Source organism: Phaeobacter sp. QD34_24 (genome assembly GCF_028890115.1).
GTDB lineage: Bacteria > Pseudomonadota > Alphaproteobacteria > Rhodobacterales > Rhodobacteraceae > Phycobacter.
In genome coordinates this window covers 225,043-251,662 of record NZ_JARCJD010000001.1, presented here as the reverse complement: position 1 = coordinate 251,662, position 26,620 = coordinate 225,043, and the positions used below count along the sequence as shown (strand labels likewise).

22 protein-coding genes and 1 other RNA gene are annotated in these 26,620 nt (G+C 61.1%); 15 read left to right on the top strand and 8 right to left on the bottom strand.

Going from position 1 to position 26,620, the window contains the following annotated elements; all coding sequences use genetic code 11:
* Positions 1–120: 120 nt before the first annotated feature.
* The 6 genes from PXK07_RS01140 to PXK07_RS01115 all read right to left on the bottom strand — a co-directional run bounded on the left by PXK07_RS01140 (position 121) and on the right by PXK07_RS01115 (position 4,668).
* Positions 121–600, bottom strand: coding sequence for an SspB family protein (locus tag PXK07_RS01140; RefSeq protein ID WP_274846344.1), 480 nt, complete (start codon positions 598–600; stop codon positions 121–123).
* 125 nt (positions 601–725) lie between these two features.
* The gene (chrA, locus tag PXK07_RS01135; RefSeq protein ID WP_446728340.1) at positions 726–1,949 is read right to left on the bottom strand and encodes a chromate efflux transporter; all 1,224 of its coding nucleotides are present in this window, start codon (positions 1,947–1,949) and stop codon (positions 726–728) included.
* Between the two features lie 175 nt (positions 1,950–2,124).
* Positions 2,125–2,574, bottom strand: a complete 450-nt coding sequence (locus tag PXK07_RS01130; RefSeq protein ID WP_274846342.1) for a nuclear transport factor 2 family protein — start codon at positions 2,572–2,574, stop codon at positions 2,125–2,127.
* Positions 2,575–2,810: 236 nt separating this feature from the next.
* Positions 2,811–3,245: an ester cyclase gene (locus PXK07_RS01125; RefSeq protein WP_274846341.1), complete on the bottom strand. Its 435-nt coding sequence runs from the start codon at positions 3,243–3,245 to the stop codon at positions 2,811–2,813.
* A 222-nt stretch (positions 3,246–3,467) separates the two neighbouring features.
* Positions 3,468–3,845: a transfer-messenger RNA gene (gene ssrA / locus PXK07_RS01120) on the bottom strand.
* Between the two features lie 85 nt (positions 3,846–3,930).
* Positions 3,931–4,668 (bottom strand): FadR/GntR family transcriptional regulator, encoded by a 738-nt coding sequence (locus PXK07_RS01115; RefSeq protein WP_274846340.1) that lies wholly within the window; start codon positions 4,666–4,668, stop codon positions 3,931–3,933.
* 173 nt (positions 4,669–4,841) lie between these two features.
* On the opposite strand from PXK07_RS01115, the gene PXK07_RS01110 reads away from it, so the two are divergent.
* From PXK07_RS01110 to PXK07_RS01075, 8 genes are all read left to right on the top strand, one after another.
* Entirely contained in the window at positions 4,842–5,945 is a 1,104-nt protein-coding gene (locus PXK07_RS01110; protein ID WP_274846339.1) for a dimethylsulfoniopropionate demethylase, read from the top strand.
* 17 nt (positions 5,946–5,962) lie between these two features.
* Positions 5,963–6,955 (top strand): acryloyl-CoA reductase, encoded by a 993-nt coding sequence (gene acuI, locus PXK07_RS01105; RefSeq protein WP_274846338.1) that lies wholly within the window; start codon positions 5,963–5,965, stop codon positions 6,953–6,955.
* A gap of 143 nt (positions 6,956–7,098) precedes the next feature.
* A complete protein-coding gene (locus PXK07_RS01100; protein WP_274846337.1) occupies positions 7,099–8,322 on the top strand; it encodes an aminotransferase class V-fold PLP-dependent enzyme in 1,224 nt (407 codons plus the stop codon).
* A gap of 27 nt (positions 8,323–8,349) precedes the next feature.
* On the top strand, positions 8,350–9,774 hold the full coding sequence (locus tag PXK07_RS01095; protein WP_274846336.1) for a cryptochrome/photolyase family protein: 1,425 nt from the start codon (positions 8,350–8,352) through the stop codon (positions 9,772–9,774).
* 136 nt (positions 9,775–9,910) lie between these two features.
* The gene (locus PXK07_RS01090; protein WP_274846335.1) at positions 9,911–10,351 is read left to right on the top strand and encodes a TrgA family protein; all 441 of its coding nucleotides are present in this window, start codon (positions 9,911–9,913) and stop codon (positions 10,349–10,351) included.
* A gap of 55 nt (positions 10,352–10,406) precedes the next feature.
* Positions 10,407–11,540: an NUDIX domain-containing protein gene (locus PXK07_RS01085; RefSeq protein WP_274846334.1), complete on the top strand. Its 1,134-nt coding sequence runs from the start codon at positions 10,407–10,409 to the stop codon at positions 11,538–11,540.
* Positions 11,541–11,612: 72 nt separating this feature from the next.
* Entirely contained in the window at positions 11,613–12,647 is a 1,035-nt protein-coding gene (locus tag PXK07_RS01080; RefSeq protein ID WP_274846333.1) for a cysteine synthase A, read from the top strand.
* 5 nt (positions 12,648–12,652) lie between these two features.
* Positions 12,653–15,097, top strand: coding sequence for a DUF3772 domain-containing protein (locus PXK07_RS01075; protein WP_446728341.1), 2,445 nt, complete (start codon positions 12,653–12,655; stop codon positions 15,095–15,097).
* 134 nt (positions 15,098–15,231) lie between these two features.
* Here the strand turns inward: PXK07_RS01075 and PXK07_RS01070 are convergent, their stop codons facing one another.
* Entirely contained in the window at positions 15,232–15,735 is a 504-nt protein-coding gene (locus PXK07_RS01070) for a hypothetical protein (RefSeq protein ID WP_274846331.1), read from the bottom strand.
* A gap of 174 nt (positions 15,736–15,909) precedes the next feature.
* Here PXK07_RS01070 and PXK07_RS01065 point away from each other — a divergent pair, with 174 nt between their 5' ends.
* The gene (locus PXK07_RS01065; RefSeq protein WP_274846330.1) at positions 15,910–18,996 is read left to right on the top strand and encodes a Hint domain-containing protein; all 3,087 of its coding nucleotides are present in this window, start codon (positions 15,910–15,912) and stop codon (positions 18,994–18,996) included.
* 286 nt (positions 18,997–19,282) lie between these two features.
* Here the strand turns inward: PXK07_RS01065 and PXK07_RS01060 are convergent, their stop codons facing one another.
* Complete coding sequence (locus PXK07_RS01060) at positions 19,283–19,762, bottom strand: MarR family winged helix-turn-helix transcriptional regulator (protein WP_274846329.1); 480 nt, start codon at positions 19,760–19,762, stop codon at positions 19,283–19,285.
* 46 nt (positions 19,763–19,808) lie between these two features.
* On the opposite strand from PXK07_RS01060, the gene PXK07_RS01055 reads away from it, so the two are divergent.
* From PXK07_RS01055 to PXK07_RS01030, 6 genes are all read left to right on the top strand, one after another.
* The gene (locus PXK07_RS01055) at positions 19,809–20,921 is read left to right on the top strand and encodes a substrate-binding domain-containing protein (RefSeq protein WP_274846328.1); all 1,113 of its coding nucleotides are present in this window, start codon (positions 19,809–19,811) and stop codon (positions 20,919–20,921) included.
* Positions 20,922–21,055: 134 nt separating this feature from the next.
* Positions 21,056–22,651, top strand: a complete 1,596-nt coding sequence (locus tag PXK07_RS01050; RefSeq protein WP_274846327.1) for a flotillin family protein — start codon at positions 21,056–21,058, stop codon at positions 22,649–22,651.
* Positions 22,652–22,702: 51 nt separating this feature from the next.
* Positions 22,703–23,923, top strand: coding sequence for an urea ABC transporter substrate-binding protein (locus tag PXK07_RS01045; protein WP_274846326.1), 1,221 nt, complete (start codon positions 22,703–22,705; stop codon positions 23,921–23,923).
* 83 nt (positions 23,924–24,006) lie between these two features.
* Positions 24,007–24,873 (top strand): ABC transporter permease subunit, encoded by an 867-nt coding sequence (locus PXK07_RS01040; RefSeq protein WP_274846325.1) that lies wholly within the window; start codon positions 24,007–24,009, stop codon positions 24,871–24,873.
* Positions 24,873–25,910, top strand: coding sequence for a branched-chain amino acid ABC transporter permease (locus PXK07_RS01035; RefSeq protein ID WP_274846324.1), 1,038 nt, complete (start codon positions 24,873–24,875; stop codon positions 25,908–25,910). The genes PXK07_RS01040 and PXK07_RS01035 overlap by 1 nt, the downstream gene beginning before the upstream one ends.
* Positions 25,903–26,619: an ABC transporter ATP-binding protein gene (locus tag PXK07_RS01030; protein ID WP_274846323.1), complete on the top strand. Its 717-nt coding sequence runs from the start codon at positions 25,903–25,905 to the stop codon at positions 26,617–26,619. The genes PXK07_RS01035 and PXK07_RS01030 overlap by 8 nt, the downstream gene beginning before the upstream one ends.
* Position 26,620: the final 1 nt, after the last annotated feature.

Here is a 26,620-nt window from a genome sequence, read left to right as displayed (position 1 = left end):
ACACACGACTGACCACGCGCCGCAGTCAACTGGGCTGCCTGAGAGACTGGCCAATGCACTGATCCAGGCTAGGTTGCTGACGCGGGCAGGGCTGAAAGACCCCCCGAACGGCTGCCGGGGCTACTTGCGGAAACTGTCCAGCGACACCACGTCGGCGTCGGGTTTCGCAGCGGGTTTTTCGGCGCTCTTCTTTTTTTCCGGGGCCGTCGCCTTGATGTCCTCGACCGCTGTGTCTTCGTCATCGTCCTCGGCGGATTCAAACCGGAGGCCGAATTCGACCGAAGGATCAACAAAGGTTTGGATCGCGTCAAAGGGGATATAGAGCGGCTCTGGCGTGTCACCGAAGTTGAGCGTCACCGCGAACCCGTCGGGATCGATTTCGAGGTTGTCATACCAGTGCTGCATCACCACGGTCATCTCTTCCGGATACCGCTCACGCAGCCAATCGGCCAGTTGCGCGTCCGGATGGCGCGTATCGAAGGTGATGAAGAAATGATGGCTGCCGGGCAGGCCATGATCGGCCACACCTTGCAGAACGGTGCGAATGAGACCGCGCATGGCGGAATGCATCAGGTTGCCGTAGTCGATTTGCTGGGACACGTCTTGACCCCTTTTCCTTTGCCCCCAGCATAGGCGAATTTGCGGGAAACGAAATAGGCGCCGGAAGCGATTTCAAAAAAATGCTTGCCACTTGTTACCTTGCCCATAGGGCTGCAGGTTTCATCTTAGAGCAGGGATGCAATCTCAGGTCGTGACAGGGCCAGGCCCGCGCCTGCCATCAGAACCAGAAGCGGCATCAACTTGCCGCGTAAAAGCACGGAGGCCAAGATGGCAACAAGGGTCAGGATGGCAGCCTTGGCATCAAGACTGCTCCACTCGGGCACGGCAAAGGAAACCGGACCAAGGTGCACGGCAGACAGGCGGTCAAACAGCACATGGGCCATGAACCACAGGCTGAGATTGAGGATTACGCCGGTCACGGTGGCCGTGATGGACTGGAGCGCATTGCCCAGGCGCGGATGCCGTGCCAGGCCTTCGATGAAGGGGGCAGCCGTGAAGATCCACAGAAAACAAGGCACGAAGGTCGCCCAAAGCGCGACCACCCCCGCTGCCAGGAACATCGGCATGCCGCCTTGGGTCAGCCCTGCCAGCATGGCCACGAACTGGGTGACGAGAATCAGCGGCCCCGGCGTCGTTTCCGCCAGGCCAAGCGCATCGATCATCTGCCCGGCCGTGATCCAGCCGTGTTGTTCCACCACGGTCTGGCCCAGATAGGCCAACACCGCATAGGCGCCGCCAAAGGTGACAACCGCAAGCTTGGCAAAGAACCAGCCGATGTCGGCGAGAAAGCCGTTGTGCAACAGCTCAAGACTCAGCAGTGGCACCAGCCAGAGGGCTGACCAGAAAAGAACCGTTCCGAGGCTGGCTGACAGATCGGTTTCATAGGGCGCAGCAGCAGGCTCTTCGCGGTTTATGGGCTTCAGGAGCATCCCAAGCAGCCCGGCTGACAGGATCACCGCCGGAAAGGGCAGCCCAAGACAGAAAAGGGCGATGAAGCCAAAACAGGCCAGCCCCCAATCGACAGGGGCATGCAGTGCCTTTTGCCGCAATCGCCACAGGGCCTGCAGCACGATCACGATCACCGCCGCCTTGATCCCGGAGAATGCGGCCTGAACGGTCGGCAGCGTGCCATAGGCGGCATAGAGCCAGGTCAACAGGGCAATGACCAGGGCTCCGGGCAGGACGAACAGCAATCCGGCGAGGATCCCCCCGGCGACACCGCGTAGCCGCCAGCCGGTATAGGTGCACAGCTGCATGGCCTCGGGACCGGGCAGCAGCATGCAAAAGGACAGTCCTCGCAGGAACTCCGTATCGCTGAGCCAGGGACGTTGTTCCACCAGTTCGCGATGCATCAGGGCAATCTGCGCGGCGGGGCCGCCAAAGCTCATCAGGCCGATGCGCAGGAAAACGCGAAACAGCTCGGGAAAACCCGGGCCTTGCTCCTTGATGCCTCTGGTCACGTCGCTCTCCGGTGCTGTTTTGACCTGATCCGCCAAGGGCTATAGGCCAAGCCGGGGGTGGGAGACAGTGAAATCTTGTGCCGGGATCGGCGGCGCCCGATCCCTATTTCGCCCAGATGAGCCTTTCCCCGGTCAGGCAGATCGGCAGCGATTCCTCCGGAAGCTGACCAAGCTTCTCGAACATGGTCATGTAGTCCATGGTGGAGAAGATCTCCGCAACCTGGCCATCTGTCACCCGCGCGCTGATGTGCCCCGAAAAGCGGAGGCTCTGACCGGTTGCAACGGAGTCGGCATTGACGATCAATTGAAAGGCAATCCACTCCCCCTGTTCAATCGGGTTGGCATACTCGAAGACGATGTTCTGCAGCAGGTTGTTCAGCGCCCGGACCACTTCTCCGTAGTCGCTATGAGGCGTGCCCAAGTCGGAAATTGGTCCGTGCATCTTGGTGCCGGACTGTGCCAGTGCCTGAATGGCGGCTGTGTCGGCTTCTTCCCAAAGCTCGTGAAACCAGTGTTTCACAATCTCCAGGTTGCGGCTGGGAGGGGTCGTCATGAAGGAGTATCTCGATCAGTCATAGTTGAAGGTTCAACCTGATACTCTTTGCCAATACCGGTGTCGATGGGGGGAGGGGTGATTTTATTGGCAATTTTTGTGACTGAAAATCAATTAGATAGGGCCGATGCAGCAGGGCTGTGCGCAGGCCGACAGTGGCCTGTGCAGAAATCGCCGGGATAGAGCCAGGGTAGAAAACGCCGACGCAGAAGATGCCCCAGCGGCTGGCTTGCGCCTTACTGCTGCCAGTCCAGGCGTTGCCCGGTCATGCAGATGGGCATGGTATCCGTCGGCAGCATGCCCATCTGCTCCAGCAGTGAGATATAGTCGAAGTGATTGTATGCCTCGACAATCTTGCCGTTTTCAAAACGCGTCATGACCTGGCCTGTCACCTCAATCGGGGCGCCGGTGTCGGCCCGGGTGGTGCGCACGATCACGATGGCGGACAGCCAGTCTCCATCTTCGACGATCTTTGGCAGGAAGACCTTGAACTTGCCGACATGCGCCTGAAAGGCCATGACCAGATCGCGAAAGTCGTCGGTCCCCATCTGCATCTCCGGAACAACGCCGTTGGCGATTGTATCGGGCGCAAAATAGTCGCCAATCACGTCCAGGTTCCCCTTTTCCCAGACCTCGGTGTACCAGTTGCGCAAAACGTCGATGTTGCTCATGTCATGTCTCCGTGTTGTGAAGGAGGATCGGCGCAAAATCTGAATAAAATCTCAACGAGATACGTTCCCTCAAAACAGTGAGCGGGCATCTGCTCATATGTTTCCGGCAAGCGCTCTCCAAAAGGGAGGAGAGCCAGCCCAAGCGGGTTTGATCAAGGCAATGGGTGACACCGAATAGATGGGTGACACCGGCAATAGCGAACAGGATCACGGAAGAGGTAAAGTGCAGGTTTCTGTTGCCAGGTACCTGCGAACCCCGCCTTACGCGGCTAGGCATAAGGACTTAAAGTCGGTTCGACTCGAACTGCTTACGCAGCCAGAGCAACCGGAGCACGATTGTCGTTTGCAATTGTACTGTTTTCGCCGGTAACGGTGGCAGACAGCCGAGACAAAGCTAACCCCTTTAGACGTTCGTCGATCCTATTTCGGCCCCCCGGTTCTGAAAGCGCTCCCCAAACGAAGGAGACTGCCAGAAGGTTTATGGTGGAGCCGCCGGGTACCGCCCCCGGGTCCGATCCGCTTATTACGAGCGCGTTTATGTCCATAGTCCCACGAGGAGACAGAACGAATATAGGATCAGGCGGGGCGGAATAAAAGGGGCAACCGTAGCCCGGGCACAGGTTTTCCGGAGGCCGGTTTCTTGATCAGAAGGGCGGGATCAAGGGGGAGACGCAAGGGGCCGGTGTCACACCGCTTGCGCAGGCATGCGGGCGGCAAAGACGTCGCGGGCCAGCTTGCGGGTTTCGTCTTCCAGCTCTGTCAGGATCCTGTTGGCCGCGTCTCCATCACCGCCTTCGATGGCATCTGCGATGCCCTGATGCAGGGCGATGATGCGGGCGCGATCCCGTGCGGTGAAGGTGATCATGTTCATCAGGGGCTGCATCGCCTCGACTGCACCGGCAAGATGATAGGACAGCACCGGATTGTCCGCGCCATCCACCAGGGCACGGTGAAAGGCCACATCCGAGGCGCAAAAGGTCTCATCCGTCAGCCCCGGCTGGGATTGGCGTAGGATTTCGGCGCGCATGGCCGCCAGGTGATCCGGGGTACGCCGCAGCGCCGAAAGCGGGGCGCAGGCGCGCTCCAGCGCAAATCGCGCTTCGCAGGCGGTGTCGAAACTGACCGCATTCATCGACAATAGCAGCGTCGAGGTCGTGATCTGCTGGGCGTGGGCATCCTCGAAACTCAGCCGGTTGACAAAGGCGCCGCCGGCCGCGCCGCGCTGGGTGCGGATCAACGCCTGTGCCGCCAGCCGTTTCAAGGCTTCGCGTACCGTCGGGCGGGACACCGCGAAATGATCGGCCAGCTCGGCCTCGGACGGCAGCCGCTCATCCACGATCAGGGCACCGCTCATGATGGCATCCTTGATGGCCTCGGCGATCTGAACGGAGAGGTCATCTGTGCTTTTGGGGTCGATCTTCATCGGCGGATCCGCTGCGGTTTGCTGAGCCTACCGCCGTACCCGCAGGTATGACGGAGGCAGGGTGCAGAAATTATTTGTCAGACATTTAAAAGTCTGACATTTAAAGTTCAAGTCCTGAGTCGCGCTCTGCCGCCCCTGGGGCAGAGGCTCACCATTGCCTGGGAGGATTTGCAATGGCTCTGATCTCACCATCCCGTCGTCTGCGGCGCACACCCTTTTCCGAAGGTGTGGAGGCTGCCGGGGTCAAAGGCTACACGGTCTATAACCACATGCTGCTGCCCACGGTTTTCGAAAGCGTGGAGGCCGATTACCATCACCTGAAACGCCACGTGCAGGTCTGGGATGTGGCCTGTGAACGTCAGGTGGAACTGCGCGGGCCTGACGCCGGGCGGCTGATGCAAATGCTGACCCCGCGCGATCTGCGCGGCATGACGGCAGGCCAGTGCTACTATGTGCCGATCGTGGATGAAACGGGCGGCATGCTGAACGACCCCGTCGCGGTCAAGCTTGCGGATGACCGCTGGTGGATTTCCATCGCCGACAGCGATCTTCTCTACTGGGTCAAGGGTATCGCCAATGGCTGGCGCCTGGATGTGCTGGTGGATGAGCCGGATGTGTCGCCACTTGCGGTACAGGGGCCAAAGGCCGAGGAACTGATGGTGCGGGTCTTTGGCGAAAGCATCCGCAACATCCGGTTCTTCCGCTTTGGCGTCTACCAGTTCCAGGGCCATGACTTGGTGATTGCGCGCTCGGGCTATTCCAAGCAGGGTGGTTTCGAGATCTACGTGGAGGGCAGCGAATTCGGCATGCCGCTGTGGCGCAAGCTGTTCGAGGCGGGCGAAGATCTGGAGGTGCGCGCCGGCTGCCCCAATCTGATCGAGCGGATCGAGGGTGGTCTGCTCAGCTATGGTAACGACATGACCGATGACAACACGCCCCATGAATGCGGGCTCGGTCGGTTCTGCAATACCCATACGGCTATCGGCTGTATCGGTCGCGATGCGCTGTTGCGGGTGGCCAAGGAAGGGCCGGTCCAGCAGATCCGCGCGATCTCGATCCATGGCGATGCGGTGCCGCCCTGTGATCAGATCTGGCCGGTCTATTCCGGCGGGCGCCGGGTCGGGCGGGTGACCTCGGCAGCCTGGTCGCCGGATTTTCAGACCAATGTGGCCATCGGCATGGTGCGCATGACTCATTGGGATGAGGGCACCCGGCTTGAAGTGGAAACGCCGGACGGCATGCGCGCGGCCAGCGTGCGCGAGACATTCTGGATTTAGCGAAAGGGGAGATGGGCATGTTCAATGCATTGGTGGTGAACAAGGACGAAGAGAGCGGCAAGACATCCGCCGCGGTCGAACAGATCGGGCTTGACGATCTGCCCGAGGCCGAGGTGACGGTGGCGGTGGAATACTCCACCGTGAACTACAAGGACGGGCTCTGCATCGGTCCCGGCGGCGGGCTGGTGCGCAAGTATCCTCATGTTCCGGGCATCGATTTCGCCGGTACGGTCGAGGCTTCTTCCGATGATCGCTACAAGCCCGGTGACAAGGTGGTGCTGACCGGTTGGCGGGTGGGCGAGGCCCATTGGGGTGGCTATTCCCAGAAGGCCCGTGTGCGCGCGGACTGGCTGGTGCCGCTGCCCGAGGGGCTGGATACCCGGCAGGCCATGGCCGTGGGCACGGCCGGCTTCACCGCGATGCTGGCGGTGATGGCGCTGGAGGACCACGGGATGGAGAAACACCACGGCCCGGTTCTGGTGACCGGTGCTGCGGGGGGGGTCGGCTCGGTCGCGACCGCGATCCTGGCGCATCTGGGTTATGAGGTGGCCGCCGTCACCGGACGCCCCGAGACCGAGGACTACCTGCGCGGCCTTGGCGCGACACAGATCGTTGCGCGTGAAGAGATCAACGAGACGGTCAAGCGGCCGCTGGAAAGCGAAACCTGGGCGGGCTGCATCGATGCGGTGGGTGGTCCCATGCTGGCGCGGGTGCTGGGTCAGATGAAATACGGAGCCTCGGTTGCTGCTGTGGGGCTGGCTGGCGGTGCCAACCTGCCTGCAACGGTGGTGCCTTTCCTGCTGCGGGGGGTGAACCTCCTGGGCATTGATTCCGTGATGCAACCCTATGACAACCGCCTGCGCGCCTGGCAGCGGATCGCATCCGACCTGCCGATGGACAAGCTGGAGGCGATGATCCGCCCGGCAACCCTGAAGGATCTGCCGCAACTGGGGGCCGATATCCTGAAAGGTCAGGTCCAGGGCCGTGTGGTTGTGGATGTGAACGGCTGATAAGGCATCCAATGCGGGATGTGATCAAACACGCGGCCTATGCGCCGCGTGTTTTCCATTCTGGTAGGGTTCTGCACGGCTGTGCTTGACCTTCACGGGGAAGACCTGCATCCCTTTTGTGACCGATAATGTGGGGGGCAAAGATGGCTTTGGATATCGATTTTGTGCGTGGGCAGTTCCCTGCCTTTTCCGAACCTTCTTTGGAGGGGCAGGCCTTTTTCGAGAATGCCGGTGGCTCTTACACCTGCAAGCCGGTGATCGACCGGCTGACCCGGTTCTATACCCAGCGCAAGGTGCAGCCCTATGCCCCCTATGAGGCCTCGACTCTGGCCGGGACCGAAATGGACGAGGCGCGCCAGCGCCTGGCGGCGATCCTGGGCGTGCAGACGGATGAAGTCAGCTTCGGTCCCTCCACCACCCAGAACACCTATGTGCTGGCGCAGGCCTTCCGCCAGTTTCTGTCCCCGGGTGAGGCAATCATTGTCACCAACCAGGATCACGAGGCCAACAGCGGCCCCTGGCGCCGCCTGGCCGAAGAGGGGATCGAGATCCGGGAATGGAAGATCGACCCTTTGAGCGGGCATCTGGATCCAAGCGCTCTGGAAGATCTGCTGGATGAAAACGTCCGGCTTGTCTGCTTTCCCCATTGCTCCAACGTGGTGGGAGAGATCAACCCGGTGACCGAGATCACCGCGCTGTGCCATGCGGCGGGGGCCTTTGTCTGCGTCGATGGCGTGTCATATGCGCCGCATGGGTTGCCCAACGTCGATGAGCTGGGGCCGGATATCTATCTCTTTTCCGCCTATAAGACCTACGGGCCCCATCAGGGTGTGATGGTGATCCGCCGCGCCCTGGGGGAATTGCTGCCCAACCAGGGGCACTATTTCAACGGCGGTGTTCTATATAAACGCTTCACCCCTGCCGGGCCGGATCATGCCCAGGTGGCGGCGAGTGCGGGCATGGCCGATTACATCGATGCGCTCTGTGATCATCATGGCGGCCCTTCGGAAGGGGCCGTTGCCCGCGGCGCATTTGTGCATGACCTGATGCGGGCGCATGAGGTGGAGCTGTTGCAGCCGCTGCTGGACGCGGTGAAGGATCGCAATGATCTGCGCCTGATTGGCCCCTCGGATGCGGCCCGGCGCGCGCCCACCGTGGCCGTCGCCATCAACCGCCCCGGCGAAGAGGTGGCAAAGGATCTGGCCGCCCATGGCATCATGGCGGGGGGCGGCGATTTCTACGCGGTCCGCGCGCTGGAGGCGATGGGTGTAAACCCCGATCAGGGTGTCCTGCGGATGAGTTTCACGCATTACACCAGCAAAAATGAGGTGACCCGGCTGATCGAGGCTCTAGATCGCGTGCTGTAGCGTTTCTCAGCACGAAGGCCCACGTATATGAACAGCCAAACTCCGGTGATCTGGTGGATTCGCCGCGATCTGCGTCTGGCAGATAATCCCGCCCTGACCGCAGCCGTAGCGGGGCAGGCTCCGGTGATCCCGGTCTATATTCTGGATGACCAGGAAGCGGCACTTGGGGCCGCGCCCAAGTTCCGGCTTGGGCTGGGGCTGGAACATTTCGCCAGGACGCTGGAAAGCCGGGGCAGCCGCCTGACCTTTCGGCGCGGCGATGCCTTGGAGGCGCTGCAGGAGCTTATCGCTGAAACCGGGGCCGGGCAGGTCTATTGGTCGCGCCTTTATGATCCTCAGGCCATCGCGCGGGATACCGAAATCAAGGAGACCCTGAATTCCGCGGGTGTCGCGGCAATATCCTTTGGCGGGCGGCTGTTGTTTGAGCCCTGGACGGTGGAGACCAAGGCGGGCGGCATGTTCCGGGTCTATACGCCCTTCTGGAAGGCGGTGCGGAGCCGTGAGCCGGATGCCCTGCTGCCGGAGCCGGGCAAGATACCGGCGCCGGACACCTGGCCGAACAACGACGCATTGGACAGCTTTCAGATGGGGGCAGCCATGCGGCGCGGCGCGGCGGTGGTGCGGGCCCATTGCCGCATAGGCGAATCCGCGGCTCTGGAGCGATTGGAGGCCTTCCTGAGCAACGCGGTGGACCGCTACAAGGATCTGCGCGATTTCCCGGCGCTGGATGCGACCTCGGGCCTGTCTGAAAACCTTGCCTGGGGCGAAATCAGCCCGCATCGGATGTGGCATCTGGGACAGGCTGCGATGGCGCAGGGCGGCAAGGGTACCGAGCACTTCCTGAAGGAACTGGTCTGGCGCGAATTTGCCTATCACCTGATGTATCACACGCCCCATATCCTGAGTGAGAACTGGCGCCCCGAATGGAACAGTTTCGGCTGGAGCCAGGAGACCACCCCGGATGTGGAGGCCTGGAAGCGTGGCCAGACGGGATATGATTTCGTAGATGCCGCCATGCGCGAACTTTATGTGACCGGCAAGATGCACAACCGCCCGCGGATGATCGTCGCCAGTTTTCTGACCAAGCACCTGATGGTGCATTGGAAGCTCGGCATGGAGTGGTTCGCCGACTGTCTGGTGGATTGGGATCCGGCGGCAAATGCCATGGGCTGGCAATGGACCGCAGGGTCGGGGCCGGATGCGGCTCCGTTCTTCCGCATCTATAATCCCGAGGGGCAGATCGACAAGTTCGACGCCGACCGCCGCTATATCCGCCGCTGGATCGCCGAAGGCCAAAGCACGCCGCCGCAAAGCGCGCTCGGTTTCTTCGATGCGGCGCCACGCAGCTGGAAACTCTCGCCCGATCAGCCGCGCGCCCGGCCCTTGATCGATCTCAAGGCAGGGCGAGAGCGGGCATTGGCGGCCTATGGGGCGCATCGCGAGGGCAGGTAGCGGTCCTCGTGGCAAAACCTCAGGTTACCCCCCGTGACAAAACAATGAACTTTCTACGCAGCTCTTGTACCCCTGGCCGGAAAACGGGACAGTGCGGCTGAACCCGGATCCGCCAAAACCAGGGGAGTGAATGCCAATGCCCAATGGAGCCAGACTGATCGCAGCCCTGTCGATGGCGCTGCTTGCCTTTGTGGTGTCGGGCATGATCATGCCCTTGATGCCGGAGGGCACCGATTTTGGCTATTTCACCCATGTGAACATGGCGATCGGGGTTGTGACGGGCTGGGTCTTGATGGGACGGCGCGCCGGACATGGTTTGGTGCCTGCGATCAACAACGGTGTGACGGGGATGGCGGTGATGGTGTTCTGGGGGCTTTTCGCCCAAGGGGTGTGGGAGATGTTCCGCCTGGCGATGCGGCACCGCTACGATGGCCCGTTCGAGGCGCTGAGCGCGATTTTCACGATTGCGCTGGACTACTTCTTTGTGATGGCTGTGCCGCATGTGCTGGCGGCGCTGGTGATCGGTGGGGTTCTGGCGGGTCTCGCCACGGAAAATGCCCACAACCGCTGGCGCTGAACTCAATCACAATTCCAGCCCCAATCCTTAGCCCAAGCCGAAAGGAACCTGCCGGATGGCCGACTTCTTCTTCTATGGAACGCTGCGCCATGCGCCGCTCCTGGCCCTCGTGCTGCAAAGACCGGTGGATCGCCTCGGCGGGGAAGGGGCGACGCTGGCCGACCATTGCGTGCGCCGGGTGGCGGGGCAACCCTATCCGGTGATCGAGAGCTGCCTGGGCCAGAGTGCGGAAGGGATCGTCCTGCGGGGCCTGTCGCAGGCGGATCTGGAGGCGCTGCATTTCTACGAGGGCGGCTTTGGCTACACGGTGAAAACGGTTGCGGTGCACCTGCACCACGGCGAGACGATTGAGGCCCAGGTCTATTTCCCGATACCGGGGCAGTTGCCGACAGATGGCCCATGGGAGCTTGAGGACTGGGAGCGCGACTGGGCAGCCACATCGCTGCGCGCCGCGGAAGAGATGATGGCCTACCAGGGGCGAAAGACGCAGGAGGAGATCGCCAGGATCTATCCTGCGATGTTTCGACGGGCCTCTTCCTGGTTGGCGGCGCAGGCGCGCTCCGAGGATCCGGAGCATGATCTGTCGCAGGACGTGCGTGTGCACGCGCACAAGCGCGCCTATGTGAACTTTTTTGCGATGGAGGAGATGGATCTGCAATTCCGTCGCTATGATGGCAGTTTCAGCCCGGTGATCAATCGCGGCGTTGCCCTGGTGGGCCGGGCCACGGTGGTGCTGCCTTACGATCCGGTGCGTGACGAGGTGCTGTTGATCGAACAGTTCCGCGCCGCGACCTTCATCGCCGGTGAAAAACGCCCCTGGATGTGGGAACCGGTGGCCGGTCTGATCGATCCCGGGGAAACGCCGGAGCAGGCGGCCCTGCGGGAAGCACAGGAAGAGGCCGGGCTTCAGGTCACCCGTCTGGAGCCGGTGGGGGAGGTCTACTCTTCCAGCGGTTCATCGGGTGAGTTTCTGCATCTCTTCGTGGGGCTCGCGGATTTGCGTGCCGTGCAGGGCGGCGGCGGTCTGGACAGCGAAAACGAGGACATCCGCAGTAAAGTCATTTCGTTCCGGGAATTGATGGATGGGGTGGACAACTGTATCTATCAAGACATGCCTTTGGTGACAGCGGCGCTGTGGCTGGCCCGGCACCGGGAGAGACTTCGTTCACGAGACGGCCAGGGGGCGTGAGCCTGGCGCTTCACACCTTGTGATCGGGCAGGGGCTTGTCTAAGTCTTTTGGGAACGACTGAAAGGGATACCATGCGCATTGCACGTGACCTGGCCGATGCCATCGGCCATACGCCTCTGATCCGGCTCAACCGCGTCAGCGAGGAAACCGGCTGTGAAATCCTCGGCAAGGCGGAGTTCATGAACCCCGGCCAGTCGGTGAAGGACCGCGCCGCCCTTTACATCATCCGCGACGCCATTGCGCGCGGGGATCTGAAGCCGGGCGGCACCATCGTGGAAGGCACCGCCGGCAATACCGGGATTGGCCTGGCGCTGGTCGGGGCTTCGATGGGGTTCAAGACGGTGATCGTCATTCCCGAAACCCAGTCGGAAGAGAAAAAGGACATGCTGCGCCTCGCCGGTGCGCAACTGGTGCAGGTGCCCGCAGCGCCCTATCGCAACCCCAACAACTTCGTGCGTTACTCGGAACGTTTGGCCAAGGAACTGGCAAAGACGGAACCCAACGGCGCGATCTGGGCCAACCAGTTCGATAATGTTGCCAACCGTCAGGCCCATGTGGAAACCACCGGCCCCGAGATCTGGACACAGTCCGACGGCAAGGTGGATGGCTTCATCTGTGCGGTGGGATCGGGCGGTACCCTTGCGGGTGTGGCAGAGGCGTTGCAGCCCAAGGGCGTGAAGATCGGCCTTGCCGATCCCATGGGGGCGGGGCTTTACAGCTATTACACCACCGGCGAGATCGCCATGGAAGGCTCTTCCATCGCCGAAGGAATCGGACAGGTGCGCATCACCAAGAACCTGGAAGGCTTTACCCCCGATTTCAACTACCAGGTCCCCGATGAAGAGGCGCTGCCGTTTGTCTTTGACCTTCTCCATAATGAAGGGCTGGTGCTGGGCGGATCCTCGGCGATCAATATCGCCGGTGCGGTGCGCATGGCCAAGGACATGGGGCCGGGCAAGACCATCGTGACGGTGCTGTGCGACTATGGCACCCGCTATCAGTCGAAACTGTTCAACCCCGATTTCCTGCGTGAAAAGAGCCTGCCGGTGCCGGATTGGATGACCCATGCGCCGGCCTCGATCCCGGGCGTCTTCGAAGACGTTTGATGGGAATGGCGCGGGCGGGTTCCCTTTTTCGGCTGTGGCTCTATGGGCTGGCGCTGCTGATCGCCCTGGCCCTGCCGCTTTTTGCGCAGATCCCAGCCGGATATGCCGAAACGATCGACGCTTGGCAGAAGACAGCCAGCCGGGCCGAAGAGGTGATCGATACCAATCGGGCCTCCAGCGCGGCGCTGGAACAGCTGCGCAGCGAATTGGCGGGCTATCGGCAAGGCTTTCTGACCGCAGGCAGTGAAAACGCTGACCGTATCCGTACCCTGAAAGGGCAGCTGGAGGCGCTCGGACCGGCGCCGACTGAAGGGGAGGGCGAAGCCCAGGACATCGCCGCGTTGCGGGCCAGCCTGACGCAGCAATTGAGCGCCTTGCAGGTGCCGCGCGTGGTGGCCGAGGAAGCTTATCGCCGCGCCGATGGCTTGATCGCGGAAATCGACAAGATCGTGCGCGAGCGGCGCACCGAGCGGCTGCTGGAGCGTGGGGCATCCCCCCTGAACCCCGAGCACTGGCCCGGCGCTGTATCGGTCCTGGTGAGCATTGGCACGGCGCTTTGGCAGGAGACAGTTGTCCAGATCGTGCACGACACCACGCGCGAGCGGATCAATGACAGTCTGCCCGCCATTCTGGCGCTCGTGATCCTCTCCGCCTTGCTGCTGATGCGCGGGCGTCCCTGGGCCCGTGCGGCGGGGGACTACCTGCGTGAATTTGGCGGTATGGGCACAGGGGTGTGGAGCTTTGTGGTTTCGCTGCTGCAGGTGATTTTGCCTTTTGTGGGGATACTATTGCTGACCAAGGCCGTGGGGCTGGCGGGGATCCTCGGACTGCGCGGCACTCTGCTTGGCAGCTATGTGCCGCTTTGGGCGCTGCTGATCCTGTCGTTCCGCTGGCTGGGAGAGCAATTGTTCGTCCCTCGCGGTCGGCCGGATCTTCTGCCGGTGGCCGACAATCGCCGCAAGCAGGCCCGGTTGATGGTCGACCTTATGGCGCTGGTCCTGGTGTTGCAGGACGCGCTGGGGCGGCTGGAACAGATAGAGCGGATGTCACCTGAAGCCGAGGCGGTTCTGGCCTTTCCGCTGATCTTGGCGGCGTCCCTGCTGCTGGTGCGGCTGTTGCGGCTGACCATCGCATCGCGGGAGGCATCCAGGTCCGAGGTCGAGGACACGGTCGGTGCCGGTGGTAGCAAGATCGTTGCCCTTCTGCAAAAGGGCGCCTATGCGATTGCCATTCTGTCCCCGCTTCTGGCTTCGGCAGGCTATCTCAGCGCGGCTGAAGGGCTGGTCTATCCCACGATCGCGACGCTTGCCGTATTGGCCACCACGCTGGTGCTGCAGCGGTTCCTGGGGGATACCTATGGCTGGCTCAGCGGCCAGGAGCAGGCGGCTCAGGAGTCACTGTTCACGGTCATGGTCGGCTTTGGGCTGATTGTCCTGGTGCTGCCTTTGCTGGCCTTGATCTGGGGCGCCCGGGTTGCCGATCTGACCGAACTGTGGTCGCGGTTCCTTGTCGGCTTCAGCATTGGTGACACGCGGATCTCTCCGACAGCTTTTCTCAGCTTTGCAGTAGTCTTTGCCATTGGGTACACGGTGACGCGGATCGTGCAGGGCAGCCTGCGCAATTCGCTCCTGCCCAAGACCAATATTGATCCGGGTGGGCAGAATGCCATTGTTTCGGGGCTTGGCTATGTGGGGATCTTCCTTGCGGCGGTGGTTGCAATTTCGACCGCCGGCTTCGATCTGTCCTCCTTGGCGATTGTTGCCGGTGCGCTGTCGGTCGGGATCGGCTTTGGCCTGCAGACCATCGTTTCCAATTTTGTCTCGGGTATCATCCTGTTGATTGAACGGCCGATCTCCAAGGGGGATTGGATCGAGGTTGGCGGGCTGATGGGTTATGTGCGCGACATCTCTGTCCGCGCGACCCGGATCGAGACCTTCGACCGCACCGATGTGATTGTTCCCAACTCCGACCTGATCAGCGGGACGGTGACCAACTATACCCGTGGCAATACGGTCGGCCGGGTGATCGTGCCGGTCGGGGTGGCCTACGGTACCGATCCGCGCCAGGTGGAAGCGATCCTGTTGCAGGTCGCCGAGGCACATCCCATGGTCCTGTTGAATCCGGAGCCAAAGGTGATCTTCCAGGGGTTTGGCGCCGACAGCCTGGATTTTGAAATCCGGGCGATCCTGCGCGACGTGAACTGGGTGCTGTCTGTCAAATCCGACATGAACTATGAGATTGCCCGCAGGTTCGAGGAAGCAGGTATCGAAATTCCCTTTGCGCAGCGCGACATCTGGATTCGCAATCCCGAGGCGCTTGTTCCTGCGGCACAGGAGGCTGAGGACCGGGAAGACAGCCAGCAGCCTCCGGTACACCCCGAACTCTCCGAACTCCCGGAACGCCCGGATCTCGACGATGTCGACTCGGCTGAAGGTGAGACCGACAAGTAGGCTTGAAGCCTGCCGAATGAACGTTGCTTGGGTCGTGATCTGCAGGGATAATCCGCAAGTGGGATCCCTGCTTTGGCGCGAAATGCACCACCAACCGGATGAAAAGGGCCCGTGATTCGGGTCGGTTTTTCGGTTTATGTGTTCCAAATCAGAGACGGTACGGATATTGCTCTTTCATTGTCGCCGATAATGCGGTCCTGCGTCATATTGCAGGGTGATCGATTTGGTTGATTGTATGGGTTTCCCAGGCCGTCAATTGATATCCAGGTGGAAACAAAGAACCACCTGATCGGGGTGAGTTGGCGCTGTTTTTCTGCCAAAACGGCGCATATCTGCCCAATGTGCAGCAGGGCAACCGATTGTTGCAAAATGTATAAATCGCCCTGGAAACAATCTGAACCGCGCATTTGGTCCGGTGCAGGCCTTCTTCCGGGCTGTCGCGGCGATCCGGTAAAGTTTCGTTCAAATTTTTCTTTTGTCCGCCTCGGGGGCTGCAGTAGTTTGAAGATGCCCATTTGGGGGGGCTGTTGCTGCGTATGCCAGTAATTGGTGGAGGCGCTGTTCGCTGCGAACGCTGCTGTTTGGCGGTTGTGTCCTGTTGGATCGTGATTGGTGTCGAAGGTTGTGAAACCGGACACCGCGACCGCAGGCGCCTGTGCAGGTCGTGGACGCGCGCCCTGTGAACGGTTGCGCGCCGAGCTCCCTGATATTGGCTGGATTTAACGCCTTGCGCGCTGTTTCGCCGAAGAGGTTCGGCGCCTTTGCAGCGCATGGGGTATCAGGCGAATAGATGCGCCGATAAGGAGACTGTGATGGCTAAGAATTTCGACAACCCTTATTCGGCCAATCTGATTGGGCTGTGGGATTTCCGTGACGGGTATACCGAAGACGATACCGGTCTGGGCGACGGCATTGCCCAGGATGGGGCGGGCTCGCCCACAACCGGCTATGCCGGTGGCTGGATGGTCGGCAACGGCTCGGATACCCAGTTCACCGTCGATGGCAGCCAGGATGATCCCTTCGATCTGACCGAAGGCACGATCATCACCACGTTCCGCCCCAATGACGTTCCGGCTTCCGGCTCGCAGACCGTGGTGAGCCGCGGGCTTGAAACACCGGGCGACGCCGATGGCGAAAACTTCGAAATCCGCACCACATCGGACGGTGCGATCGAGGTGGTGCATGCGGATGGGGGCTCGTCGGTGCTCTTGTCCACGGATCCGGGTTTCTTCACCTCCGGTGATATCCTGACCGTGAAATACGCCTGGACCGACGGAGGGCAGACCATGGTGGTCGAGAACACCACCCAAGGGACCGTCGCCACCGCAGGGGATGATGTGGCCGGTATGACGCTGGATGTCGCCGGCGCCGGAGAGGACAGCTTCTCCATCGGCGCTGCCGGGGACGGGGCGCAGTCCTTCGATGGGATCATCGACTATGTGGCGGTTCTGGACGAGGACGTGATCGTTTCGGGCCTTGATGGCATTGTCGAAGGTGCTGCCACGGATGATCTGATCGATGCCGCCTACACAGGCGATCCCGAGGGCGACATGATCGATGCGGGCGACGCCATCGACCCCACGGTCGGTCCCGATGATGATCTGGTCAATGCCGGTGCCGGAGATGACACGGTCGAGGCCGGTGTCGGAGATGACACGGTTCATGGCGGATCGGGTGCGGATGTTCTGAATGGCGGAGTCGGTGACGATGTGATCGAAGGCGATACCGATGCGCCGGGTGCTGGCAGCAGCAGCCGCGAGGTGTTCCAGTGGGATCTGGCGCCGGATCCCGATGATGGCGGCGCGGTCGATCCCGACGATGATCTGACCGGCGGCTTCAGCCAGGATACCGGTTCGGTCACGGTCGATTTCTCCGTTCAATCGCAAAGCTCAGGCGTGGAAACCGAATTCGGCAACGCCACGCAGTTCGTCGGCAATATCGATACCGGCGGCAGCCCGGCGGATCCGAACAGCGGCCTGTCCTCCGTCATGAACGGTGACGGCAATGCGGCGACCTATCAGCTGGATTTCTCTGACTCTGTCGGCAATGTCTCCTTCCGCGTCAACGATATCGACGGCAATAGTTCGGTACAGATCACCGCCTATGACGCCAGCGGCAACCCGGTTGTGGTCAACCTGGCGGGTGGCCCGGCGTTGACCATGTCCGACACAGATGCGGTGGCTGGCGACGATACGGCGGATGTGTCGGTGCCCGGCACCTATGCCAGCAATGACAATGCCGACCATTCCCTGCTGGTCACCATTCCGGGGCCGGTCTCGCAGATCGTGATCGAACACAGCCAGCCCGGACCCAACAACAGCGGCATCGATGTGTCGGACGTCTATTTCGACGCGACCGACCCGGCCGCTCCGATCGTGCCCGGCGATGACACCATCGACGGCGGCGACGGTGACGATGTGATCATCGGCAATGGCGGTGATGACAGCCTGACCGGTGGCGATGGCTCCGACAGCGTCGATGGCGGGGATGGCGATGATGTCATTGATACCTCGGGCAATGAGCCGACGCCGCTGCCCGACCGCGGTTTCCCCGGCTACACGGGCACCACACCCTCGATCCCTCCGATCCCGGCGGACGCCGACCCGACCGACGACATGGATACCGTTGTGGGTGGCGCGGGCAATGACACCATCACCACAGGCGATGATGCCGACATGATCTCGGGCGATGGTGGCGACGATGTGATCGACGCAGGTATCGACGACGACACCGTCGATGGTGGTGACGACAACGATCTGATCACCGGTGGCGAAGGCTCCGACAGCCTGATGGGCGGCGCGGGCGATGATACCATCTATGGCGGATTGGACCCGGTCTTCCCCGATGGTTTGAACATCATGGACGATGGCGCCGATGGCCGCCCGGTGGATCCCGATCCCACCAATGGCATGGATACCATCGAAGGTGGTGCGGGCAACGATGTGATCTACGGCCAGGACGATGACGATGTCATCTCCGGTGGCGAAGGCGATGACACCATCGATGCCGGCATCGATGACGATGAGGTGACCGGTGGCGTCGGCAACGACATGATCACTGGCGGCCACGGCGCCGACACCCTCAGCGGTGATGCCGATCGTGACTACTTTATTGGTGGCACCGATGGCGACGTGGTCGATGGCGGCTCGACCGGCGACGACTATGACACGCTGGACCTGACCGGCGTGAACTTCGAGATCGCCTCGCGCACCCTGGATGCGGATGGCAACAGCTACTCCGGCACCATCAACCTGCTGGACAGCTCGGACGCGGTCGTCGGCTCCATGACCTACAGCGAGATCGAGCGGATCATCCCCTGCTTCACGCCGGGCACCCTGATCGCCACTCCGCATGGGGAGCGTAAGGTGGAAGAGCTGCAGGCCGGAGACCGCGTGATCACCCGCGACAACGGCATCCAGGAGATCCGCTGGGTCGGCACCCGCAGCCTCAGCCCCGCAGAGCTGAAGGGTGCTGCGCATCTGCAGCCGGTGCTGATCCGCCAGGGTGCTCTTGGCAACGGTCTGCCCGAGCGCGACATGATGGTCAGCCCCAATCACCGGGTTCTGGTCGCAAATGACAAGACAGCCTTCTACTTCGAGGATCGCGAAGTCCTGGTTGCCGCCAAGCACCTGACCGGTCTGGACGGGGTGGATGTGGTGGAAACCACTGCGGTGACCTACATTCACTTCATGTTCGATCAGCACGAGGTGGTGCTCTCCGATGGCGCCTGGACCGAAAGCTTCCAGCCGGGCGATCTGACCCTGCGCGGCCTGGATCTGGAGCAGCGCAACGAGGTGTTCGAACTGTTCCCGGAGCTGCAGACAGAGGAAGGCCGCGAGGCCTATACCTCGGCGCGCCGGTCGCTGAAGAAACACGAAGCCCGTCTGCTGGTACACTGACCCGGTTTCGCCTGTCGCCTGGGGAGGAACGACAGGTAGACCGCGCGGTGCAGGACATCGGCACATGGGAGGGGCAGGGCTGTCATGGCCCTGCTCTTTTTTGATCAGTTGGTGCTGAAACCCAGAGGTCCGGATTGGCCTGAAAGCTGCGGTGCCATACCCGGCGCCAATGCCCTCAATGGCCAAGTGTCGGGCGATGGACAGGCGCCTGTGGGGCCATGGCAGAACGCAAGCCGCCGCGACAGGGGCGCTTGGTTCCTCGGGAGTTGATCTTGCCGCGAGCGCGCTACTGACTGACGCCGCGCAGCAGTTCAATCAGCTTGTCGGCCTCGTCCTTGCCGAGCAAGGACTGGAATTCGGCATCTTGCTCTTTCACTTCCTGCCGGATCTGAAGCATCCGCTTCTTGCCAAGGGCCGTAGGCAGGACATTGATCTGGCGATGGTCAGCCTGTGCCACTTGCCGGTGTACCAGGCCGTCCGAAACCATCCGGTCCACCAGCTTGGTCAGGGTCGGTGGGTTCATCAGCACCACCTCGGCAAGCTGCCCCATGGTCAGCCGCTGGCCCGCTTCCAAGGTTTCAAGTATCCGCCATGCTTCGATCTGAATGCCGTGTTGCTTCAGGCGCGAGTTCAACGACGCGGCCACCTTTCGATGGGCTGCGGCCAGAGCATAAGACAGATAGTCCTGGATTGGGTTTTGACTCGTTTCCATCGGGGCACCTGCTTGTAACGTTTGGAATTTATTTGACTTGGAAAATAAAATCAATTGGTATGTAGCGGTTCCCGATCCGGCTGGGAAGGGCCGAACGACTTTGACGACCTTACCACGTGTTCCAACCGAACTTGAGGAGCTGCGCGATGATCCGATCTTGCGCGGCAAGGGGATCTTTCGCGTTGCCCTTCTCATTCCCCTATGCGGGGCTGCGGGTCTATGGGCGCCCTCCTGCATCTCAAGTGCGCAAGTGGCGGTCGAAGAGCTGAACCGGGCAAATGGCATTGATGGCCGCAAGGTGCAGCTGATCATGATAGATGCCGCCATGGAGGCGAGCATTTCGATCGAGGAGACGGTGAACGACCTGATCGAGACCAATTCGATCGATGCCATCGTCGGCATGCATATCAGCGCCATTCGCCAACGGCTCAGCAAGGTTGTCCGTCAACGCATCCCCTATATCTATACGCCGCTCTATGAGGGGGGCGAGCGGACAGAGGGGTTGTTCGCGATCGGTGAAACACCCGAAGAACAGCTCGGCCCGTCGATCGAATATATCCAAAACGCCTATCGACCGCGCAGCTGGGCTTTGATCGGCAACGATTATGTCTGGCCCCGGACCTCGCACAACTATGCCAAGACCAAGCTGCAGGAGATGTCAGTGGGCTTGGCCTATGAGAAATACCTGCCCTTTGGCCTGACCAGCATGAGCCGGTTTGTCGAGGAGATCTCGAACTCCGGTGCCGAAGCGGTGCTTATCTCTCTGGTGGGGCAGGACGCCGTTGCCTTCAACCGGGCCTTTGGCAATGCAAAACTGCACGACCGAATGGTGCGCCTGTCCTGTGCCATCGAAGAAAATGGCCTGTTGGGATGCGGGGCAAAGAACAGCAAGCGGTTGTTCGCCGCGTCGTCCTACTTTGGCACCCTGCCGACAGAGGCCAACCAGGCCTTCAAGGAGAAATACTACCGCGTGCACGGGGACCAGGCACCGGTGTTGAATGCCTTGGGACAGTCCACATACGAAGGGGTGCATTTCCTGGCCGGTCTGATGGAAGGACATGCCAAGATCTGGCGCGATCATACGGTGTCGGATGCCCTGCCTGTGGTGTACCGCAGTGGCCGGAAACTGCTGTCATCCAACGCAAGCGACCGGGCGCCTATCTATCTTGCACGCGCGGATGGCCTGCGGTTTGAGGTTATAAAAGAGATTTAAAACAGAGGCTTGATGAGGGATATTTTCCAATTCAATTTTTTACTTGAATTGGAAAATAAAATCTCCCACGCTTTGACCAACGAATGGATTGCGGGCCAGCGGGCCTGACGATCGGTCAAATGGGGAGAAATGCCTTGGCTTGGGTTATCCTGCTGGTTCTGCTGGTTGTTGTTGCGCTGATCGCGATCTGGTTTCTGCAAAGATACTACGCAAAGGCGACCCTGGACACTGCGCTGGTGCGCACCGGTTTCGGGCGCCGCCGGATCATCACCGACGGGGGCTGCCTGTCTCTGCCAATCCTGCATCAGGTTCAGAAAGTCTCCATGGGGGCGCTGAGTTTCAGCATCAGCCGCGTAGGGCGCGATGCGGTGCTGACACGGGACAAGATGCGCGCTGATGTGCAGTTCGAGTTCGAGCTGCGCGTTGCCCCGACAGAGGAAGGCATTGCAACGGCGGCGCAGGCGTTGGGCGCACGCATCGCCCGAGGCGGCGAAACGGTCCGGGATGTTTTTGCCGGTTCGCTTGTGGATGCCATCCAGCGTGCAGCGGCCATTCGCACCTTGGAAGAGATTCACCTGGACCGCTCCGGCTTCTCCGCCGATGTGGCCGAGGCCATCGAAGCGCAGGCTCAGAAACTGGGTCTCACGCTGGTGTCGGCGTCGCTGATTGCAGTGGATCAGAGCGATCTTGGCCAGTGGAACGAGAACAATGCCTTCAACGCGCAGGGCATGCGGCAACTGGCGGAATTGGTCGCCGAGCAGCGCAAGGAGCGTATCCGCATCGAAACAGAAGCCGAGGTCGCGGTGCGCGAAAGCCACCTGGCGCAGCATCAGCGGCAGCTGGAACTGCAGCGCGCCGAGCGCGAGGCAGAAATCGCACAGCAGGAGCATCTCGCGAAACTCGAAGCGGATGCGAAATCCCGCGAGGCCAGGGCGCGCGATGAAGCCAGGCTCGCCAGCGAAACCACGCGCATCGAGAACGAAAAACGCATGAAGGCAACGCAGGTAGAAACCGACGAGGCCCTGCGCAAAGCCGAGATGACAGCCATCCGGACGCTCGAAGAAGAGAAGATCGAGAATGATATCCTGATCGCGAGGAAACGCGCCCAGGAAGCCGAGGCGCGCGCCGAGGAAGAAACCGCCAAGGCCAAGGTCATCCTAGCCGCCGAAAGCGTGCAGGCCCAGAAAGAACGTGCCATTGCCGAACGGCAACGTGAGATCGCCCGCCTGAACCAGGAAAAGGAGCTGGAATTGGAGGGCGCCAAGGTCCGGCGCGATGTCGAGACGCTTCTGGAAAAGGCCAAGGCCGATGCAGCCGTGAAAACCAAGGCCAGCGAAGTGGAACGCGCCCGGATGGAGGCAGAGGCCGCAGGCCGCGTTGCGCTGAACCAGGCTGAAAACACGCTGGGTGAGGCTGTCATCCGGATGCGCCTGGAAGAGCGCAAGCTGGACCGGCTGCCTGAAATCATGACGCAGATGATGAAGCCGGTCGAAAAGATCGACTCGATCCGGATCAACCAGATTTCAGGCGTCGGAGGTGGCGCTGGCACGGGTGAAGGGGTTGATGGCGCCTTTGGCTCGGCCATGGAGCAGATCCTTGGCATGGCCGTCCGTCTGCCCGCGATGAAACAGATGGGCGAGGAGATCGGGCTTGATTTCGATGCCAATCTGGCCGGGCGCACCGCTGATTACGCCAACCGGATCAAAGACAAACCAAAAACCGAAAAGTGACGGAAAAACCGTCCAGCCCCCAACCGGAACGACAACAGGAAGGAAATTGATATGTCATTGAACCGCCGCACCTTTTTAGCCGGTACAGCAGCCCTTGCTGGTGCCTCTACGCTGCCGCGCGTCAGCCTTGCCGCCGATACCATCAAGCTGGGCTCGATCCTCGATACATCCGGCATCTTCGATGCCTATGGCAAGCCGATGGATATGGCCATGCGCCTGGCTGTTGATGAAATCAACGCAGCCGGAGGCCTGCTGGGCAAGCAGGTCGAGATCGCCGCCTATGACACGCAATCAGATATGGCGCTCTATTCGCAATATGCCCAGCAATTGACCCGCCAGGACAAGGTGGATGTGGTGCATGGCGGCATCCTGTCCGCGTCTCGCGAGGCCATTCGCCAGACGATGCGCAAGACAAAAACACCCTATTTCTACAACGTCCTTTACGAGGGCGGTGTCTGTGACCGCAACATCTTCATCAACGGTGTGACCCCGGCCCAGCAGGTCGAAGCGCTGGTGCCCTATGCCATGGGCAAGTCGGGCAAGAAGGTCTACATCCTCGCCGCCGATTATAACTACGGGCAGATCACCGCGCGCTGGATTCAGAAATTCGTGGCCGACAATGGCGGTGAAACCGTGGGCGTCGATTTCTTCCCGCTGGACGTCAGCGACTTTGGCTCGACCATCGCCAAGATCCAATCGGTTGGCCCCGATCTGGTGATCGCGCCGCTGGTGGGTGGTGCGCATCTCAGCTTCTTCCGCCAATGGGCGGCGGCGGGCATGAAGGACAAGATCCCGCTGGCCTCCACCACCCTCGGCGTGGGCAACGAACATAAAGTTCTGACCCCGGAAGAGGGCAACGGCATCATGGTCGCCTACAACTACAGCCAGGAGCTCGATACCCCCGCCAACACCGCCTTCAAGGAACGCTGGGCTGCAGCCTATGGCGATAGCAACCTGATCCATGAAATCGCCGTGTCCAACTATCAGGGCGTGCTGACCTGGGCGGAAGCGGTGCGCCAGGCGGGGTCCCTGGATCGTGACGCGTTGATTGCCGCACTGGAATCCGGCCTGTCGATCGAGGGTCCGGCCGGCAAGGTCACGGTTGATCCCAAAACGCACCACGCGGTTCTGGATGTCCATATCATGGAATTCGTAAACCAGGGTATGAAGGTGATCGAAACGCTGCCCCAGCGCCAGCCGGTCGATACCCAGGCTGTCTGCGATCTTGCTGCCAATCCGGGCGACAACACGCAGTACGAAATCGAGATCTGATCGCGTCCTCAGATCGCGCGCGGGGTGTTCTTGCCCCGCGCAACCATCCCATAGATCTCTCTTTTCAACGGAATCTCGCGCCAATGGATTTGTCCGTCGTCATTCTTGTCGAAATGCTCTACGCGGTTGCCTCCTTGATCCTTGTCAGCGCGGGCCTTGCGGTCGTGTTCGGCATGATGAAAGTGATCAATCTTGCCCACGGCGAGTTCATGATGATGGGCGGGTATGCGACCATCACCGCCGTAAACCTTGGTGTGAACATCTTTCTGGCGATGCTGGTGATCGCGCCAATCGTCGTGGGGCTGATCGGGCTCGCGGTCGAGCGGCTGGTGATCCGGCATCTCTACGGACGCTTGGTCGATACGATGCTGGCGACCTGGGGGTTGAGCCTGTTCTTCATCGGCCTGGCCACGATGATCTTTGGCAATACGACAACCGGGATTTCAACACCGATCCCCGGGTTCGCCATCGGCAACTATCAGATCAACGGCTATAATTTCTTCATCATCGTGGTCGCGGTGCTGTTGCTGGTCGGGATGCTATTGATCCTGAAGACAACACGCGCGGGGTTGATCGCGCGCGGCGCCATGCAGCGGGCCGACATGGCGGCGGCCCTGGGCTACAGCCCCGACCGTATCTACATGGCGACCTTCTTTTTCGGTTCGGCGCTGTCCGGGATGGCGGGGGCCGTGCTGGCCCCGCTGGTTGGCCTCGTGCCGACATCGGGTGGCGCCTATATCGCCAAGGCCTTCATCACGGTGATCGCGGGCGGGCCGTCGCTGATTGCCGGTCTCTTTTCCAGCGCCGGTTTCTTCGGCGTGGTGAACCAGTTTTTCACCTTCGCTGTCTCGCCGGTCATCGGTGAAGTCGCCTTGTTGGTTGCGGCTGTCGTTCTGCTGCGTCTTCTGCCGCAGGGCATCACCGGCAAGTTCTTCAAGGGGAAGCTCTGATGCAGGGAAGCCTCTCACAAGACGCCGTCAAGATCATCCTGGTCACGGCTGTGCTGATCTGGGTGATGCCGCTGCTGATCGGCACCTACACGCTGACGGTTCTGATCGTCTACGGGATGCTGGGCCTGAGCCTTGGCCTGATCTGGGGCTTCGGTGGTATCCTCTGTTTCGGGCAAGCGGCGTTTTTTGGCCTCGGCGCATATACTTACGCCATTGCCGCGATCAACCTGGGCGAAAGCACGGTCCCGATGATCCTGGCGGTCCTGGTCCCGGGCCTCTTTGCAGCGCTTCTGGGCGCCATGATGTTCTACGGGCGGCTGAATGATGTCTACCTCGGGGTCATCACCCTGGTTGTGACCCTGATCCTGTTCAAGTTCATCAACTCCACCGCCGGGCCGCAGTATGTGATCGGAACCGCGCGGCTGGGCGGGTTCAACGGCATCCCCGGTTTCCAGACCCTGAACGTCCCCGGAGACCCCGATGCCTACATCTGGGGTGACAGCTATTTCTATGTCTGCGCTGTTCTGTTGGGGCTGGTCTTCTTCCTGGTGACGGCCTTGCTGAGATCCAGCTTTGGCCGCATCGCGGTCGGCATCCGGGAAAACGAAACCCGCATGTCGCTGATGGGCTATGACGTGCGCGCCCGGAAAACCCTGCTGTTTGCCACCGGCGCTGCCATCGCCGGGTTGGCCGGCGCGCTGTTTGCGAATTGGGCAGAGATTGTCACGCCGAACCTGTTTTCCCTGGGCCAATCGGCCGAGATCATCATCTGGTGTATCGTCGGCGGTCTGGGAACGCGGCTGGGTCCGGTTCTGGGAGCCGCCGGTCTGGCCTATCTGAAGTTCCTTCTGGGGCAGCAGGCCGTGGTGGACAACACGCTGATCACTGGGCTGATCCTGGTGCTGTTCGTGCTCTTCCTGCCCAAAGGCGTCGTTCCGGCGCTGGCGGACCTCTGGAAGGTGAGCTTTGGCCGCCGACCCCTGGGGCGCATTCACCAGCAACGGCGCATGCGAAACCGGGAGCATCGCAATGGCTGAACTTGTTCTTGAAACCCAGGGACTGACAATGCGCTTTGGCGGTGTGGTCGCGGCCAATAACGTCGACTTCAAACTCCGCGCCCGCGAGCTGCGCTGCCTGATCGGCCCGAATGGGGCGGGCAAATCCACCTTCTTCAAATGCGTGACGGGGTTGCAGACGCCAACCGAAGGCGAGGTCTACATGCGTGGGGTCGAGACCACGCACTGGATGCCGCATCAGATTGCCTCCCTGGGTGTCGGCATCAAGACCCAGACACCCAACGTCATGGACAGTCTGAGCGTCTTTGAAAACATCTGGCTGGCAGCCCGGCGGTTTCATGAGCCACAGGAGGCCAACCGCAAGACGCAGGAGATCATCGAACGCCTGGCCCTGGGGGCGATCGCCCGCGACGATTTGGGGCGGCTGGCGCATGGCGAACGCCAGCGTGTCGAGCTGGGTCTGGTTGCCGTCGGGGATCCCTGGCTGGTGTTGCTGGACGAACCCGCGGCCGGCATGAGCGCCGAAGACGTGGAGCGCATGACCGCGATCATTCACGAACTGAACAAGACCGCCGCGATCATCATCGTCGAGCATGACATGCAGTTTATTCGCTCCATTGCCGAGGTGGTGACGGTTTTCCACCAGGGAGAAGTGTTGATGGAAGATCATGTGGACCGGGTCATGTCCGACCCAATGGTGCGCAACGTCTATCTTGGAAAGAAGGCCTGAG